Here is a 15,443-nt window from a genome sequence, read left to right as displayed (position 1 = left end):
GCGGGACCGGCCAATCAGAATTCGCGGGAGAGAGGAAAATTCTCCATGGCGAATTTTGACGCGACCAGCAGCTTGGCCAAAGCCGGGAGGACTCAGGCTATGGTGCGATCATCACATGCTGCGCGCGCCCCTCCTCGCTCTCGCCCTGCTTGCCGCGACTCCGGCCTTCGCGGAGCCTGGCCGCGCCCATTTGCCGGCGGTGGGCGGGGTGGCGTTCGGGACGACCTTCGCCGTGGCCCAGGCCACCTTGGGGCCAGGCTTCAAGGCCGCCACCGGGCCGGCCGGCGTGCGCACCCTGAACGGCAGGGGCGCCTTCATCGGATCGAGTTTCGACCTGGTCTATGTGTTCTCCAGCTCCGGCCGGCTCAGCGAGATCCGGGCCGAGGCGGTGATGCGCAGCGAGGAGCTCGGCGCCTGTCATGAGCGCTGGGACCAGGCCCTGGGCGGCCTGATCGCCCAGGTCGGCCGGCCTGACCGGCGCGAGGAGAGCGTCGGATCGCGCACCCAGTTCGCCACGGCCGGCTTCGACTTCGCCGACGGCGGCGAGATCGAGGCTCTGCTGGCCGGATGCTATCTGCGTCTGACCTTCGACCGGGCGCCCGCGCGGTTGAGCTGAGGCCCGCCCTCCCCCGCGATTGCCAAGCGCCGGCGTTGCCCTAGGCTGCCTTACGATCCCCGTCCTGGTGCGGAGGGGGCGCCAGGGGGACACCATGAGCGACGACCATGCCGCCGCGCCGACCGGCGCGGGAGGTCGGGAGATATTCGGCCACCCGCGTGGCCTGCTGGTGCTGGCGGCGACCGACCTTTGGGACCGCATCTCCTTCTACGGCATGCAGTCGCTGCTGGTGCTCTATCTGGTCGATCAGCTGCTGCGGCCGGGCCATGTGGAGCACATCATCGGCTTCACAGCGTTCCGGGCGGGGCTGGAGCACGTGACCGGGCCCTTGTCGACCCAGGCGCTGGCCACCCAGATCTTCGGCCTCTATGTCGGCATGGTCGCCCTGGGCTCGGTGTTCGGCGGGCTGATCGGCGACCGCTGGCTGGGACGGCGGGGCAGCATCGCCCTGGGCGCGCTCCTGATGACCGCCGGCCACTTCTGCATGGCCTTCGACGCCTCGTTCCTGGCGGCCATGGCCCTGCTGATCCTCGGCGCCGGCCTGTTGCGCGGCAATATCCTGCCGCAGTTCGGCGAGCTCTACGCCCGTGACGACCGCCGCCGCGACGTGGCGTTCCAGGTCTATGGCTCAATGGTCAATCTCGGGGCCTTTATCGCGCCTCTGCTGACCGGGGCGCTGGGCCAGGCCTATGGCTGGCACGTGGCCTTCGGCTTCGCCGGGGTCGGCATGCTGACCGGCCTGATCGTCTATGTCTCCGGCCAGAAGCTCCTGCCGCAGGCCCGCCCCCGGGGGCGTCACATTCCGCGCGAGCGTCTGGATCGCGACGGCTGGAAAATGGTGGGATTCCTGGTGCTGCTGACCCCGGTCGGCGCCGGGTTCTGGGTCGCCCAGTCCCAGGTGTGGAACACCTACAACCTCTGGGTCCGCGACCATGTGGAGCTGCGCTTCGGGTCCTGGACCATGCCCGTGCCCTGGCTGCAGTCGCTGGATGGCCTGGCGCCTTTCATCCTTTTGCCGCCGATGCTCTGGCTGTGGGCTTGGCAGCGGGCCAGGGATCGCGAGCCGGACGAGTTCGTCAAGACCGCCATCGGCTGCTTCATCTTCTCGGCCTCCACCCTGTGGCTGGCCGCTGCGGGCTTCGTCACCGACGCCCATGGCCGCACGCCCCTGATCTGGCCGGTGATGTTCCACCTGATCTCCAACCTGGGCTGGCTCTACTTCTCGCCGCCGTTCTACGCCCTCTATTCCAGGCTGGCGCCGCGATCGGTGAACGCCACCCTGATCGGCGTCGGGACCGCCGCGGTCACCATCGGAAGCTTCATCTCCGGGCGGCTCGGCGGGCTCTATGAAACGCTCACAGCTGGCCAGTTCTGGACCCTGCACGCGGCCATAGTCGGGACCGGCGGCGTGGCCCTGCTGGCCATGGGCGCCTGGGCGCGCCGGCTGTTCCCCGCGCAGGCTTGACAGCTTGGCGGGACGGCCAACGCGGGCCACATTACCGGCCCAGGGCGCGAGGGACGGGAAGATGAGTGAGACCGACCCGTCGCCCGCGGCAGGCCCCCACCTGCCCAAGGGCTTGAAGGTGACCCTCGCGATCGCCGCCGCGGCCTTCCTCACGGTCTGCGCCTGGCTCGTCTGGGCGACGCCAGTGCTCGCGCCCTATTCCGACATGCTGGACTGGGTCGCCCGCTATCAGGACTTCCAGGGTGATGGGAAGCTGGGCGCCTATCTGCTCACGCCGCATATCAGCCACCGGCTGGTCTTCACCTTCCTGATCCTGTGGGCCGACGCCGCCCTGTTCGGGGCCAGCGGCTGGCTGTTCGTGGTCGTAGGGGTGAGCCTGCTCGCCCTGACCGCCGCCCTGCTGGCCCGCGCCGCCAGCCAGGCCGGCGAAGGTGATCTGAAATGGGTGATTGGCGGAGCCGCCGCCGCCCTGGTCCTGCTGCCCGGCGGCATTCTCGACGCCACCGCGCACATCTGCACCATCTATATCGAAGCCCTCGCCCTGTCGGTGGCCGCCATCCTGCTGGCCACGCCTTCGGACGGCGAGGCCCCGACGCCTGGTCGGCTCGCTTTCGCGCTCGCCTGCGCGGCGGGCGCGGCGTTCGGCAACGGCGCAGGCCTGGCCATCTGGCCAGTGCTGGCCTTCTCCGCCTGGCGTCGGAACCGGATGCTGGGCCAGGCGATCCTGGCGGGCGGCATCCTGTTCGGCCTGGCCTACTTCTCCGGCCAGGCCGGCGGCGCGGCCATGCACGCGGCCGGCGGCGGCGGATCTGGGCTGAAGCGCGCCGGCCTGATGTTCCTGAGCTATCTGGGCCTGCCCTGGAGCTTGGCGGTTCCGCGCCTCGGTTGGCTGCTCGGCCTGGTCGTCGGGGCGCTCGGCGGCTGGGCCATCCTGCGCAAGGGCGGTGAAGAGGCGACCCGGGCCGAGCGGATCGCTGTGCAACTGATCCAGTTCTCGCTGATCACCGCGCTCATGGCCGCGATCGGTCGTCATGGCCCGGACCAACCCCTCACGGCGCCTCTGCGCTACGCCGTCCTGCTGTCGCCCCTGCATGTCGGCCTGCTGATCCTGGCGGCGCCCGGGCTGGCCGGGGTCCTGAAGCGGCGCGCCCGCGAGACCCAAATCCTGCTGGCGGCCGCAGCCGTGCTCGCCGTTCTGCATCAGGCGGCCGCCGGCGTGTTCGTGGTGCGCACCGCCGACCTCAACCGCGCCCGAGCCGAAGCCTTCAGGGCGGGCGACCGTTCCGCCCTGGTTCAGGCGGCGATGTATCCAGACACCGCCAAGGCCGAGGCCATGCTGGCCCGCATGCGCGCCGCCGGCCTCTATCAGCACGAATGGCGCACCCCAAACGGAAGGTAGAATTTCACACCCTGAACGGGTGATTCACCTTAGGTGTAAACCTGCGCGTGACAACCCTGCGGCATAGTGACGCCTTCGTCGGACCCGTCACCCATGCGCAAGAGCCAAGCCGTCTTCGCCACCCAGGCGCGATACGGCATCAGAAATCTCGCGAATCTCGAGGCCACGGCCTCGACCGCCCGGGTGCTGAACCTGGTCGAGGTTTCGCGCGAATGGTCGGAGACGACGGAATACCACGCCGCGCCCCTGTTCCGCTCGCGTGTCCTCAACACAGCCCTCTACCTCAAGCACCGGCTGCGGCGCGACGAGGCCTATATGGTGGCCTGCCCGACCCAGGTCACCACCAAGATCATCGTGCCCCTGCACCGCGACCAGTTCGGCCTGGGCGGCCAGTCGCTGCTGATCGGCCAACGCGGCTGGCGCGAGGCGTTGCTGGACCTCAGCGGTGGCGAGGACGGCGTCGATTTCCTGCATGATCTCAACGTCCTGCAGATCATGAACGAGCTGCCGAGCTTCGATCCCTTCCTGCTGCGGGAGCATCTTCGCCGCAAGAACGTCAATGTGGCGGCCTGTTATTTCGCGATCTCCGCAGCCGACGTCGTCCGCATGCGCGGCTTCGTGGCCGGCGAGGTCAGCGACCTGGTGCATCTGACCTTTGGAGATCTCGCGGCCCGGGACCTGGACCAGACCGCGCGGCTGGTCTCGACGCTGCTGTCGACCAAGATCGACGCCAAGCTCGAGCCTCTGCGCAGGACCTTCGGCATGGACCCGGAGACCTTCCGCGAGGGCGTCTTCAGCTGGAAGGGCTTCCTCTACTACAAGTGGGCGATGGCCGACCTGACGATCCGGGTCAATCAGGTCTTGGCCGAGATCGCCGAACTGGAGGTCCTGCGCCCCTGTCCCTATGAGATCCGCGACTATATCCGTCTGGCCCGGGTGCGGATCCGCCGCGCCATCGCTGACAACTATCGCTCGGTCACCCAGGCCCTCGCCGTCTATGACGACGCCTTCCGCGACCTCACGGTGAACGGTGAACCCCGCGCCTTCCGCGAATTCCTGATCCGGGCGCCGGCCATGTTCCTGTCGCTGGGCGAGAAGATGGGCGCGCTGGGCCACATCGCCAGCTTCTGGCGCTACCGCTTCCCTGACGGAGACCCTTTGAAGGCGCCGGGCGTCGAGGCGCACGAAATCCTGCGCGACTTCGAGCTCAGCCTCGGCATCCATCCGGAAGCCGGCGACGGCCTGGACAGCTAGGCCCAGGTCTTCAGGCCAGGTTCTCTTTCAGCAGGCCGTCGAAATAGGCGATGGTCTTGGCCAGTCCCGCCTCCAGATGAGTGGTCGGCTCCCAGTTGAGGAGTTCGCGAGCCTTGGAGATGTCCGGCTGGCGCTGACGCGGATCGTCTGACGGCAGCGGCCGGAACTCGAGTTTCGAGGCCGATCCGGTCATGTCGATAACCTTCTCCGCCAGCTGGCGAATGGTGAACTCGCCGGGATTGCCCAGATTGATCGGACCGGTGACCTCGTCCCCCGTCGCCATCAGGCTCAGGAACCCCTCGACCAGGTCGTCGACGAAGCAGAAGGAGCGGGTCTGGGCGCCGTCGCCATAGAGGGTGATCGCCTCGCCCTTCAGGGCCTGGACCACGAAGTTCGACACCACGCGCCCATCATTGGGGTGCATGCGCGGGCCATAGGTGTTGAAGATCCGCGCCACCTTGATCCGCAGCTTGTGCTGGCGGTGGTAGTCGAAGAACAGGGTCTCGGCGCAGCGCTTGCCCTCGTCATAGCAGGAGCGGATGCCGATCGGATTGACGTTGCCCCAGTACTCCTCGACCTGGGGGTGGACCGCCGGGTCGCCATAGACCTCGCTGGTCGAGGCCTGGAAGATCTTGGCCCGGGTCCGCTTGGCCAGGCCCAGCATGTTGATCGCCCCATGCACCGAGGTCTTGGTCGTCTGGACGGGGTCGTACTGGTAGTGGATCGGCGAGGCCGGACAGGCCAGATTGTAGATCTCGTCGACCTCCACGAAGAGCGGGAAGGTCACATCGTGGCGCATCAGCTCGAAGTTCGAGTTGTCCAGCAGCCGGGCGACATTGCGCCGCGCGCCGGTGAAATAGTTGTCGATACAGAGGACCTCGTGGCCCTGGGCCAGCAGGCGTTCGCACAGGTGCGATCCGATAAAGCCGGCGCCGCCGGTGACCAGTATGCGCTTCATGAGCGTCCGCCCTCTTCTGTCAGCCCTTAGTGACCGGATTCCCCGGTTCCCAGAACCTTTGCTTCGCCCTCGAGGCTGGAGGTGTCGAAGCCGTGGAACAGCGACAGGAACCGGAACGGGTTCTCCTGATAGGAGGGGTACATCACGTTGTTGATGTCCAAGGCTGTGTCGAAATAGGCGATCTGGGGCGCCTCGCCGCGCAGGGTCAGGTGGTGGCGGCCGAGAACCAGGGCCATCTGGTCGATCCAGCGGGTGACCTCGGCGCCGGACAGGGCGTGCTCCAGATAGCCGCGCAGGAAGGCCAGCAGGCGCTGGGCGTTGGGCGTTGGATTGACCTGCAGCAGATTGGCGGTCAGGCGCGACCCGGCGTTCCAGCTCTGCTCATTCTCATTGAACACCACGTCGGCCGGGGCTGTGCGCTCCAGCAGGTCCTTCACCCCGCGCTGCAGGATCAGGTCGATGTCGGAGACGAACACCGGACGCGCCAGGCAGCCCAGCAGGGCGCCCAGGCGGATGAAGCGGATCGATTGATAGTGGGCCACCGGCTTGCCGATCAGCCCCTTGGGCGGGGCGTCGTAGCAGGCGGTCTTCAGGGCCGCAGCCGCGTCGAACCGGTCGCCGGCGAAGACCACCCGCGGATCGTCGATCCCGACCTTTTGCGCGATCTCCGCCAGCCGCTCCAGGCCGCCGATCACGTGGATCACCACCAGGCTCGGCACGTCGGAATATTTCAGCACCGAGAGCGCGTACCAGCGGGCATAGAGCTCGACATAGGCCTCGTCGGCGGCGGCGAAGAACACCGCCTCGGTTCCCAGGCCATCGGCGTGGTGGCGCAGGGCCGCCCAGTCCAGGGGCGCGCCGGCCGAGGTGCGGAAGGCGATCTCGCCCTCGGGTCCTGCCACGGGGGTCGGCCCCTGGACGGCGGCCATGTCTACGGCGGCCATCAGCAGGCGGTAGTGCTTTTCCCAGCCCTCCCACTCCGAGCCCGGCTCGGTGGGCGCATCCAGGGCCCTGGCGGCGGCGAGCAGGGTCTGAAGCTGGCCGATCCCGACCGGGGTCAGGGGACGACAGAGAATCTGGCTGGCCACGTCATGCAGGTCGCGCAGCCGGATCAGCGGATGCAGGTCGGCCTGGGCCGACAGGGCCAGGGCCATGCGCTCGGCGATCATGGCGCTGGGATCGGCCTCTCTCGCCCCGTGTTCGACCAGGAAAGCGCGGGCCTCGGCATGGCCGGGATCGACGCCGATCAGGGCGCGGGCGTAGCGCAGGGCCGCGTCGGTCCGGCCCAGGGCCTTGTTGCAGGCGAACGCGGCGCCCAGCATCGGCGCGCCCTGGGGAATGAGCTCGGCGAGGGCGGCGGCATAGGTCTCCGCCAGCTCCAGTTCGCCCGCCGCCAGATGGGCGTTGAAGCGCTCGACCGCCGGCAGGGACTGGGCCCGGATATCTTCCAACAGCGCCTCGGGATCGGCGCTGGCGACCTTGAGCGCGCTCAGCCGGCCCAGGGCGGCCAGGGTCTCGCCCTTGCCGGCCAGGGCCCGCACCTCGTCCAGCCGCAGCGCCTGATCATCGGGAGCCAGGCTCAGCAGGTGCTCGAAGATCGCCAGGGCGTCGTCGTGGCGCCCCTCCCCGCTCAGCCCCCGGGCGAGCGCGGCCAGCCTCGCCGTCGTGGGGGCCGTGCTCATGCCCGGTCGAAGAACTGGCCGTACATGGCGATGACGTCGTTCCGGGTCGGGCCCAGATAGTCGCCGTTCATGGGCGCGAAGGAGATCGCGCCACGCCAGTGCATCTGAAACTCGAAACGCTCGCGGGCCGCCGGCCAATTGGCCTCGTCCGCCAGGGCCAGGTGCTCCAGAAGCGGGATCTTGGGCGCCAGGATCAGGTCCTCGCCAATATTGTCCAGCACCCAGCGGTGATGGATGAAGCCGCGATAGGGCCCTTCCGGGCGCAGGCTTTCCAGGAACCGCGAGGGGACGGCGATATAGCCGGCCTCGGCGATGCGCGGCAGCATCTCCAGCGCCATGGCCGGATAGGCCAGGTCTTCCAGGGTGTGCGAGCAGATGGCGTAGGCGAAGCGCCCGTGCTTGGCGACGTGCCGCAGGACGGCGTCCCAGCTGCGGCTGTCGTTGAAATTGCCCTGGAAATGCAGCGGCGCGACCTGGGTGTCGTTCATGTCGAAGGTGGCGTCGAGCACCGAGGCCGACCAGGGATTGGCGGCCGCGCCCACGTCGATAACGCTGAATTCCGGGCACCGGGCCTTCTGGGCCTGCAGCCAGGTCAGCAGGGCGTCATGGCCGTGCAGGGTCCCGTAGCCGTAGTTCTGGCTCGGCCGCTTCACCAGCTTCTCGAACAGGAAGTCCATCTGCAGCAGGCCGCCGTCGGCCACGCCGCGCAGGCGGTGGAATTCGGTGACGTCAGCGCAGCGGAAGCCCATGGCGGCCATCTGGGCGAACACCGCCTCGGCCTTGGCGCCGCCGATATTGTACTCGACCAGGGACACCTCGATCAGCACGTAGTCGGCCTGGCGCAGCACGGCCTGGCCGCCTAGCAGCACGTCGAGCTCCGACCCTTGGGTGTCGATCTTGACGAAGTCGAAGCGTCGGCCGGCGAACAGATCGTCGAGCCGGACCTTGTCGACCTCCTGCTTGACCACGACCTCGTCGCGGAAGAAGGCGGTGTTCTCGCGATAGAGCGAGCTGCCGGTCGATTGCAGCCACTCCTGGGTCAGGAACATCTCGGCCTTGCCGGCCTCGGACGAGGCGGCCACGGCGTGGCGCTCGAACGGCAGGCGCGCCAGGTCGTCCTGGCAGTGCGGATTGGGCTCGATCAGGGTCGGAACGCAGGTCGGGAACACCTCGCGGAACGACATCGCGAAGCCGCCCAGATGGGCGCCCACATCAAGCAGGGTCCGGGGCGAATAGCCCTGGAACCGCAGGCCTTCGAGGACGTCTCTGTTCATCGGTCTTCCAAGATGCGTCCGCGGGCCCGGGGCTGGCGGACTGGCTGAATTCAGTCCCCGGCGGCGCGCTTGCGCGGCAGGGGCGTCACGGCCGCCGTCACGCCGCCCACCAGCGCCTCGGCCGCGACCATGTCGGCCTCGGTCCAGAACCGCCCGTCGGACGGCAGCGGCCGCAACAGGTGACGTCGGGCGAGCCGGGCCTTGTAGATCTGGGGATAGTCCTCGACCGCCAGCATCTCGACGCCCTCGTGGTCGAGATCCGTGCCGATGGAGAAATAGGCGTCGAGATTGGTCAGGTCCGGCTGGGGCAGGCGCCCTTGCTGATAGTCCTCCACCATCTCGCCGTAGAGGGCTTCCAGCCGGTCGACCAGCTTGTCCATGTTGAACAGGTCGCAGGTGTCGCGGCCGGCCTCCAGCCGGGTCCGCAGGGCGACCAACTGGGCCGGATCATTGCCCAGGGCGACGGCGCGCTCGACATAGTCCTGGGGGCTGGTGGCGACCAAATCGCCCAGGCCTGCGGCGCTCACCAGACTGCCGCAGACCCGGGACGCGAAGGCCCGGCCTGGCAGGGTCAGGACCGGGACGCCCATCCAGAGGGAATCCGAAGCCGTCGTGTGGGCGCCATAGGGCGAGGTGTCGAGGAACAGGTCGGCGAGCGGATAGCGCGCCAGATGCATGGCGTTGTGCTGCTTGGGCGCGAAGACCAGGCGCTCGCGCGCCACCCCGGCCTGTTCAGCATAGCCGCGCAGGCGCTCGTGGGTCTCTTCTGTGCTGTGCAGCAGCCACAGCACGCTCCCCTCGACCCGCTTCAGGATTTCCATCCAACGGGCGAACATGAAGCGGCTGATCTTCTGGGGTCCATTGAAACAGCAGAACACCACCGCATGGTCGGGAAGGTCGGCCTCAGCCCGGGTGGGCCGCTCCGGCGCCACGGCGCGCTTGCGGTCATTGGGCTGGTAGCAGGGCAGCCGCAGGACCTTTTCCGAATAGTAGAGCTCGGCGTCCGGCGGAATGATCCATGGATCGGCGACGATATACTGGTGGTGCGGGCCGCCCATGGTCCCGGGATAGCCCAGCCAATTGACCTGGATCGGGGCCGGACGACGGGAGAACAGCCCGGTCTTGGCGTCGCGGGTATGGCCATTGACGTCGACCAGGATGTCGACGCCATCGGCCGCGATCTTGGCGGCCGCAGCCGCGTCGGTCATGCTGCGGATGTCCGTCCAATGCTCGACCGCGCCCCGGATGCGGGCGTTCAAGCCATCGGTGGAGGCCGGTCCGCAATAATAGGCGAAGACCTCGACCTTCGACCGGTCATGCACCTCGAACAGCTCGGCCATAAGATAGCCGACGGCGTGATCACGCAGGTCGGAGGACACATAGCCGACCTTCAGCCGGCGCCCGTTGAGGTCGATGGCCGCGTGGCGGCGATCGCAGCTGAGGTCGGCCTCGGGCTGGAGATCGACCATCTCTGTGTTGTAACGGCTGGCCGCCGCCAATTGCAGCATGGGGTCGTCCGTATAGACGGCCATGGACAGCGGGTGGATGCCGGCCACCAGGGCCTTGCGATCCAGGCCCTCCCACGGGACGGTGATCGGCCATTTGCACTGGCCCATGCGCAGGGCCAGCACCTGGCCCAGCACGTCGTACTGGCGCGGATTGAGGGTCAGGCATTGCTGGAGGGCGACCTCCGCCGACTCCATCTTCTGGTGATCGGCGAGGACGCGACCGATCTGCTTGAGGGCGGCGATGGCGTAGCCGATCGAGGTTCCGGTCACCGAGGCCAGCTTGTTGATCACCGTGCGCCACTGATCGATGGCCCCGTCCAGATCGCCGGCGCGCTCCAGCACCCCGCCCAGATTGATATAGGCGGGCAGGAACTCCGGATTGACCGCCAGGGCCTGGGTCAGGGCGTCCTTGGCCCCGGCCACGTCACCGGCGTCGAGGTTGAGGCCGGCCCGGTTGAACTGGGCGACATAGACCTGAGGATGCTCCGGATTGAACTGGATCCAGACCTGATAGATCTGCTGCGCCAGGGACGGCTGGCCGGCCTGCACCAGCTCCGTGGCGACAGTGATGACCCCGCCGAGGTCCAGATGGCCCGCCGTGATCCGCTGGACCGCCGAAATGAACACTGCCTCGGACATGCTACTCTCGACGCCGGTCCGGATGGGGCTGTTCGCTGTGCAAAAGACCCCTCCCCGCGCCGGTCGCGCCCTATGATTCGTATTAAGAAATCATCGCACGGCGCGGGCGCCGAACCAATTCGCGCGCCCATCGGTTGAAGCCCTGCGCCCCGGCGAATTGTCGCGCAGCAAAACGCCGGGCTTGGCGGCCAAGCCCGGCGTCCTGAAGTCGCTCAGATAGCTCGTCGGCCCTAGCTGATGCCGAGGTAGGCGAGGATCTGCGGATCGTCCAGCGACTGGACCTGGGCGGTGGTGAACGCCTCGGCCTGGGAGAAATTCAGGGCCGAGATGTTCGTCGTCGTCAGGTTGTCGATCTGGGTGGTGGTCAGGCCGGGGATCTGGGTCGTGGAGAGCCCGGTCATCTGGGTGGTGGTCAGGGCCGCGATCACCGTGGTGGTCAGGGCGCCGATCTGGGTCGAGGTCAGACCACCGATCTGGGTGGTGGTCAGCTCCCCGATATCGGTCTCGTTCAGGGCGTGCACCTGGGTCGTGGTCAGGCCGCGCAGCTGGGTGCCGCTCAGCGCATGGACCTGGGTGGTGTCCAGGGCCGAGACGCTGGTCGTGGTCAGGTTGGCCAGCTGGGTCGGGGTGAAGCCGGAGATCTGGGTCGAGGACAGTTCGCCGATGTCGGTGCTGGTCAGGGCCGCGACCTGGCCCGCGCTGAGGCTCTTGAGCTGGGTCGAGGAGAGACCGCTGACCTGGGTGGCGTCCAGGGCCGAGAAGGTCGCCGGCGCCAGCGAGCTCAGCTGGGTCGGCGAGAGGCCGCCGAGCTGGGTCGAGGTGAAGTCGGCGATATCCGTCGTCGAGATGCCCAGCAGCTGGATGGTCGAGAGCCCCTGCAGCTGGGTGGTCGAGAGCACCCCGATGGTCGTGGCGTCCATGGCCGACAGGTTGGTCGCCGAGATCCCCGAGATCTGGTTGGCCGAGAAGGCTCCGAGCTGGGTCGTGGTCAGTTCGGAGAAGTCGGTGGTGTCGAGCGAGCGGATCTGAGTGGTGGTCAGACCCTGGACCTGGGTCGTGCTCAGAGCCGCCGTCGAGGTGGCCGAGAGATTGCCGAGGTTGGTCGTGCCCAGGGCGCCGACCTGGGTCGAGCTCAGGGCGCCGATCTGGGTCGTCGACAGGGCCGAGGTGTCGCTCGAGTTCAGGCTGGCGATCTGGCTCGTCGTCAGGGCCCCGACCTGGGTCGCGCTCAGCTCGCCGATATCTGTGGTCGAGAGCGCGGCGGTCTGGGTCGTGGTCAGCGACTTGATCTGGGTGGTGCTCAGGGCGCCGACCTGGGTGGAGTCTAGCGCCGAGACCGCCGTGGGCGTCAGGGCCGCCAGTTGGGTCGTGTAGAGCGATCCGATCTGGGTCGAGGAGAGTTCGCCGATATCCGTCGCGCTCAGGCCGCCCAGTTGGGTGGTCGAGAGCCCGCGCACCTGGGTGGTGGTCAGGGCGCCGACCGTCGTGGCGTCCAGCGCCGAGACATTGGTCGCCGAGAGCGCGTTGAGCTGGGTCGCGGTGAGCGAACCGACCTGGGTGGTCGAGAGCTCGCCGAAGTCGGTGGTGCTCAGGCTGCGCAGCTGGGTGCCCGTCAGACCCTGGACCTGGGTCGTGGAGAGCGAGCCCACCTGGGTGGCGTCCAGGTTGGAGAGCGTGGTGTTCGACAGGGCCCCAAGCTGGGCGCCGGTCAGGCCCGTCAGCTGGGTGGTCGAGAGCGAACCGACATTGGTGGTCGAGAGCGAGCTGATCTGGGTGGTGGTGAGCGCCCCCACCTGGGTCGAGGAAAGCTCACCGATATCCGTGGTCGAGAGCCCGCCCAGTTGGGTGGTGGTCAGGGCCTTGATCTGGGTGGCGTTGAGCGATCCGACCTGGGTGGCGTCCAGAGCCGAGACATTGGTCGCACTCAGCGCAGCCAATTGGGTTCCGGCCAGGCTGCCAAGCTGGGTCGAGGAGAGTTCGCCGACGTCGGTGGTCGAGAGCCCGCCCAGCTGGGTCGTGGTCAGACCCTTCAGCTGAGTGGTCGACAGAGCGCCGACCTGGGTGGCGTTGAGCGCCGAGAGCGCGCCTGCGGTCAGCGCCCCGATCTGGGTGGAGCTGAGCGCGCCCACCTGGGTCGAGGAGAGTTCCCCGACGTCGGTGGAGCTGAGGCCCTTCAACTGGTCGGTCGTGAGGCCCTTCACCTGGGTGGTGGAGAGCGCGCCGACCTGGGTGGCGTCCAGGGCCGAGACATTGGTCGCCGAGAGCGAGCCGAGCTGGGTCGCCGACAGCGAGTCCAGCTGGGTCGTGGTCAGTTCACCGAAGTCGGTGGCCGTCAGTCCGCGCAGCTGGGTGCCGGTCAGTCCGCTGACCTGGGTGGTGTTCAGCGAGCCCACCTGGGTGGCGTCCAGGCTGGACAGGGTGGTGTTGGTGAGGCCGCCGAGCTGGGTCGAGCTCAGCCCGGTAAGTTGGGTGGTCGAGAGCGCGCCGACATTGGTCGCGCTCAGCGCGCCGATCTGGGTGGCGGACAGGGCCCCGACCTGGGTCGAGGAGAGTTCGCCGATGTCGGTCGTCGACAGCCCGCCCAGTTGGGTGGAGGTCAGCGACTTGATCTGGGTGGCGTTCAGCGAACCGGTCTGGGTCGCATCCAGGGCCGAGAGGGCCGTGGGCGTCAGGGCCGCCAGCTGGGTGGTCGCCAGGCTGCTGATCTGGGTCGAGGACAGTTCACCCACATCGGTGGTCGAGAGGCCGGCCACCTGGGTGGTGGTCAGGCCCTTGAGCTGGGTGGTCGACAGAGCGCCGGCCTGGGTGGCGTTGAGCGCGGAGAGCGCCCCGGCGGTCAGGGATCCGAGCTGGGTCGAGGTCAGGGCCCCGACCTGGGTGGAGCTGAGTTCGCCGACGTCGGTGGTGGTCAGGCCCTTCAGCTGGTCGGTGGTCAGACCCTTGACCTGGGTGGTCGAGAGCGCGCCGACCGTGGTGGCGTCGAGGTTGGAGACATTGGTCGCCGACAGCGAGCTCAGCTGGGTCGCGGTGAGCGAACCGATCTGGGTCGTGGTGATGTCGGCGAAGTCGGTGGTGGTCAGGCTGCGCAGCTGGGTGCCGGTCAGGCCCTGGACCTGGGTCGTGGAGAGCGAACCGAACTGGGTCGCATCCAGGGTCGAGAGCACGGTGTTGGACAGCCCGCCCAGTTGGGTCGAGGACAGCCCGGTCAGCTGGGTGGTCGAGAGCGCCCCGACATTGGTCGAGCTCAGCGAGCCGATCTGGGTGGCGGTCAGCGCGCCCACCTGGGTCGAGGACAGTTCGCCGATATCGGTGGTCGACAGTCCACCCAACTGGGTGGTGGTCAGGGCCTTGACCTGGGTGGCGTTCAGCGAACCGGTCTGGGTCGCGTCGAGCGCCGACACCGCCGTCGGCGTCAGGGCCGCCAGTTGGGTCGTGGCCAGGCTGCCGATCTGGGTCGAGGACAGCTCACCGATATCAGTGGTCGAGAGACCGCCGACCTGGGTGGTGGTCAGGCCCTTAAGCTGGGTGGTCGACAGCGCCCCCGCCTGGGTGGCGTTGAGGGCCGACAGGGCGCCGGCGGTCAGCGCGCCAAGCTGAGTCGAGGACAGAGCGCCGACCTGGGTCGAGGAGAGCTCACCGATGTCGGTGGTGCTCAGGCCCTTCAGCTGGTCGGTCGTCAGGCCCTTCACCTGGGTGGTGGAGAGCGCGCCGACCTGGGTGGCGTCCAGGGCCGAGGCGTTGGTGGCCGAGAGCGAACCCAGCTGGGTCGCCGACAGCGAGGTCAGTTGGGTGGTCGAGAGCTCACCGAAGTCGGTGGCGCTCAGGCTGCGCAGCTGGGTGCCGGTCAGGCCGGAGACCTGGGTGGTCGAGAGCGAGCCGACCTGGGTGGCGTCCAGCGTCGAGAGCGTGGTGTTCGACAGCGAACCCAGCTGGGTCGCGCTGAGGCCGGTCAGCTGGGTGGTCGAGAGCGCGCCGACATTGGTGGTGCTCAGGGCCCCGAGTTGGGTGGAGGTCAGCGCCCCCACCTGGGTCGAGGAGAGCTCACCCACGTCCGTGGTCGACAGGCCGCCCAGCTGGTTCGAGGTCAGCGACTTGATCTGGGTGGCGTTCAGCGAACCGGTCTGGGTCGCGTCGAGCGCCGAGATGGCCGTGGGCGTCAGGGCCGCCAGCTGGGTGGTGGCCAGGCTGCTGATCTGGGTCGAGGACAGTTCGCCGATGTCGGTGGTCGAGAGACCGCCGACCTGGGTGGTGGTCAGGCCCTTCAGCTGGGTCGTCGAGAGCGTGCCGACCTGGGTGGCGTTGAGCGCCGACAGGGCGCCGGCGGTGAGCGCGCCGAGCTGGGTCGAGGCCAGGGCCCCGACCTGAGTGGACGAAAGCTCACCAATGTCGGTGCTGGTCAGGCCCTTCAGCTGATCGGTCGTGAGGCCCTTCACCTGGGTGGTGGTGAGGGCGCCAACGGTCGTGGCGTCGAGGTTGGAGACGTTGGTCGCCGACAGCTGGGACAGCTGGGTGGCGGTCAGCGAACCGATCTGGGTCGAGGTGATGTCGGCGAAGTCGGTGGTGGTCAGGCTGCGCAGCTGGGTGCCGGTCAGGCCCTGGACCTGGGTCGTGGACAGCGAGCCGAACTGGGTGGCGTCGAGCGTCGACA

The 15,443-nt window shown here is 68.2% G+C and carries 9 protein-coding genes; 4 read left to right on the top strand and 5 right to left on the bottom strand.

Annotated features, from left to right (window positions below):
• Window positions 1-115: 115 nt before the first annotated feature.
• The 4 genes from Q7P21_RS05450 (at window position 116) to Q7P21_RS05435 (ending at window position 4,734) form a co-directional block, all read left to right on the top strand.
• A complete protein-coding gene (locus tag Q7P21_RS05450) occupies window positions 116-616 on the top strand; it encodes a hypothetical protein (RefSeq protein ID WP_304167864.1) in 501 nt (166 codons plus the stop codon).
• Window positions 617-710: 94 nt separating this feature from the next.
• A complete protein-coding gene (locus Q7P21_RS05445) occupies window positions 711-2,081 on the top strand; it encodes a peptide MFS transporter (protein WP_304176120.1) in 1,371 nt (456 codons plus the stop codon).
• 61 nt (window positions 2,082-2,142) lie between these two features.
• Entirely contained in the window at window positions 2,143-3,480 is a 1,338-nt protein-coding gene (locus tag Q7P21_RS05440; RefSeq protein WP_304176118.1) for a hypothetical protein, read from the top strand.
• A gap of 93 nt (window positions 3,481-3,573) precedes the next feature.
• On the top strand, window positions 3,574-4,734 hold the full coding sequence (locus tag Q7P21_RS05435) for a hypothetical protein (protein WP_304176116.1): 1,161 nt from the start codon (window positions 3,574-3,576) through the stop codon (window positions 4,732-4,734).
• 10 nt (window positions 4,735-4,744) lie between these two features.
• Here the strand turns inward: Q7P21_RS05435 and Q7P21_RS05430 are convergent, their stop codons facing one another.
• The 5 genes from Q7P21_RS05430 to Q7P21_RS05410 all read right to left on the bottom strand — a co-directional run.
• A complete protein-coding gene (locus tag Q7P21_RS05430) occupies window positions 4,745-5,692 on the bottom strand; it encodes a UDP-glucuronic acid decarboxylase family protein (protein WP_304167873.1) in 948 nt (315 codons plus the stop codon).
• Window positions 5,693-5,718: 26 nt separating this feature from the next.
• Window positions 5,719-7,374: a hypothetical protein gene (locus Q7P21_RS05425; protein WP_304167875.1), complete on the bottom strand. Its 1,656-nt coding sequence runs from the start codon at window positions 7,372-7,374 to the stop codon at window positions 5,719-5,721.
• Window positions 7,371-8,648: an FkbM family methyltransferase gene (locus Q7P21_RS05420; RefSeq protein ID WP_304167878.1), complete on the bottom strand. Its 1,278-nt coding sequence runs from the start codon at window positions 8,646-8,648 to the stop codon at window positions 7,371-7,373. Before Q7P21_RS05420 ends, Q7P21_RS05425 begins: the two co-directional genes overlap by 4 nt.
• Window positions 8,649-8,698: 50 nt before the next feature.
• Window positions 8,699-10,795, bottom strand: coding sequence for a tetratricopeptide repeat protein (locus tag Q7P21_RS05415; protein WP_304176114.1), 2,097 nt, complete (start codon window positions 10,793-10,795; stop codon window positions 8,699-8,701).
• A gap of 230 nt (window positions 10,796-11,025) precedes the next feature.
• The coding region (locus Q7P21_RS05410; protein ID WP_369695334.1) for a beta strand repeat-containing protein at window positions 11,026-15,443 on the bottom strand (4,418 nt) is incomplete at its 5' end.

It is taken from the genome of Phenylobacterium aquaticum (genome assembly GCF_947378715.1).
Taxonomy (GTDB): domain Bacteria; phylum Pseudomonadota; class Alphaproteobacteria; order Caulobacterales; family Caulobacteraceae; genus Phenylobacterium; species Phenylobacterium aquaticum_A.
This window is presented reverse-complemented; position numbering and strand designations above follow the sequence as displayed.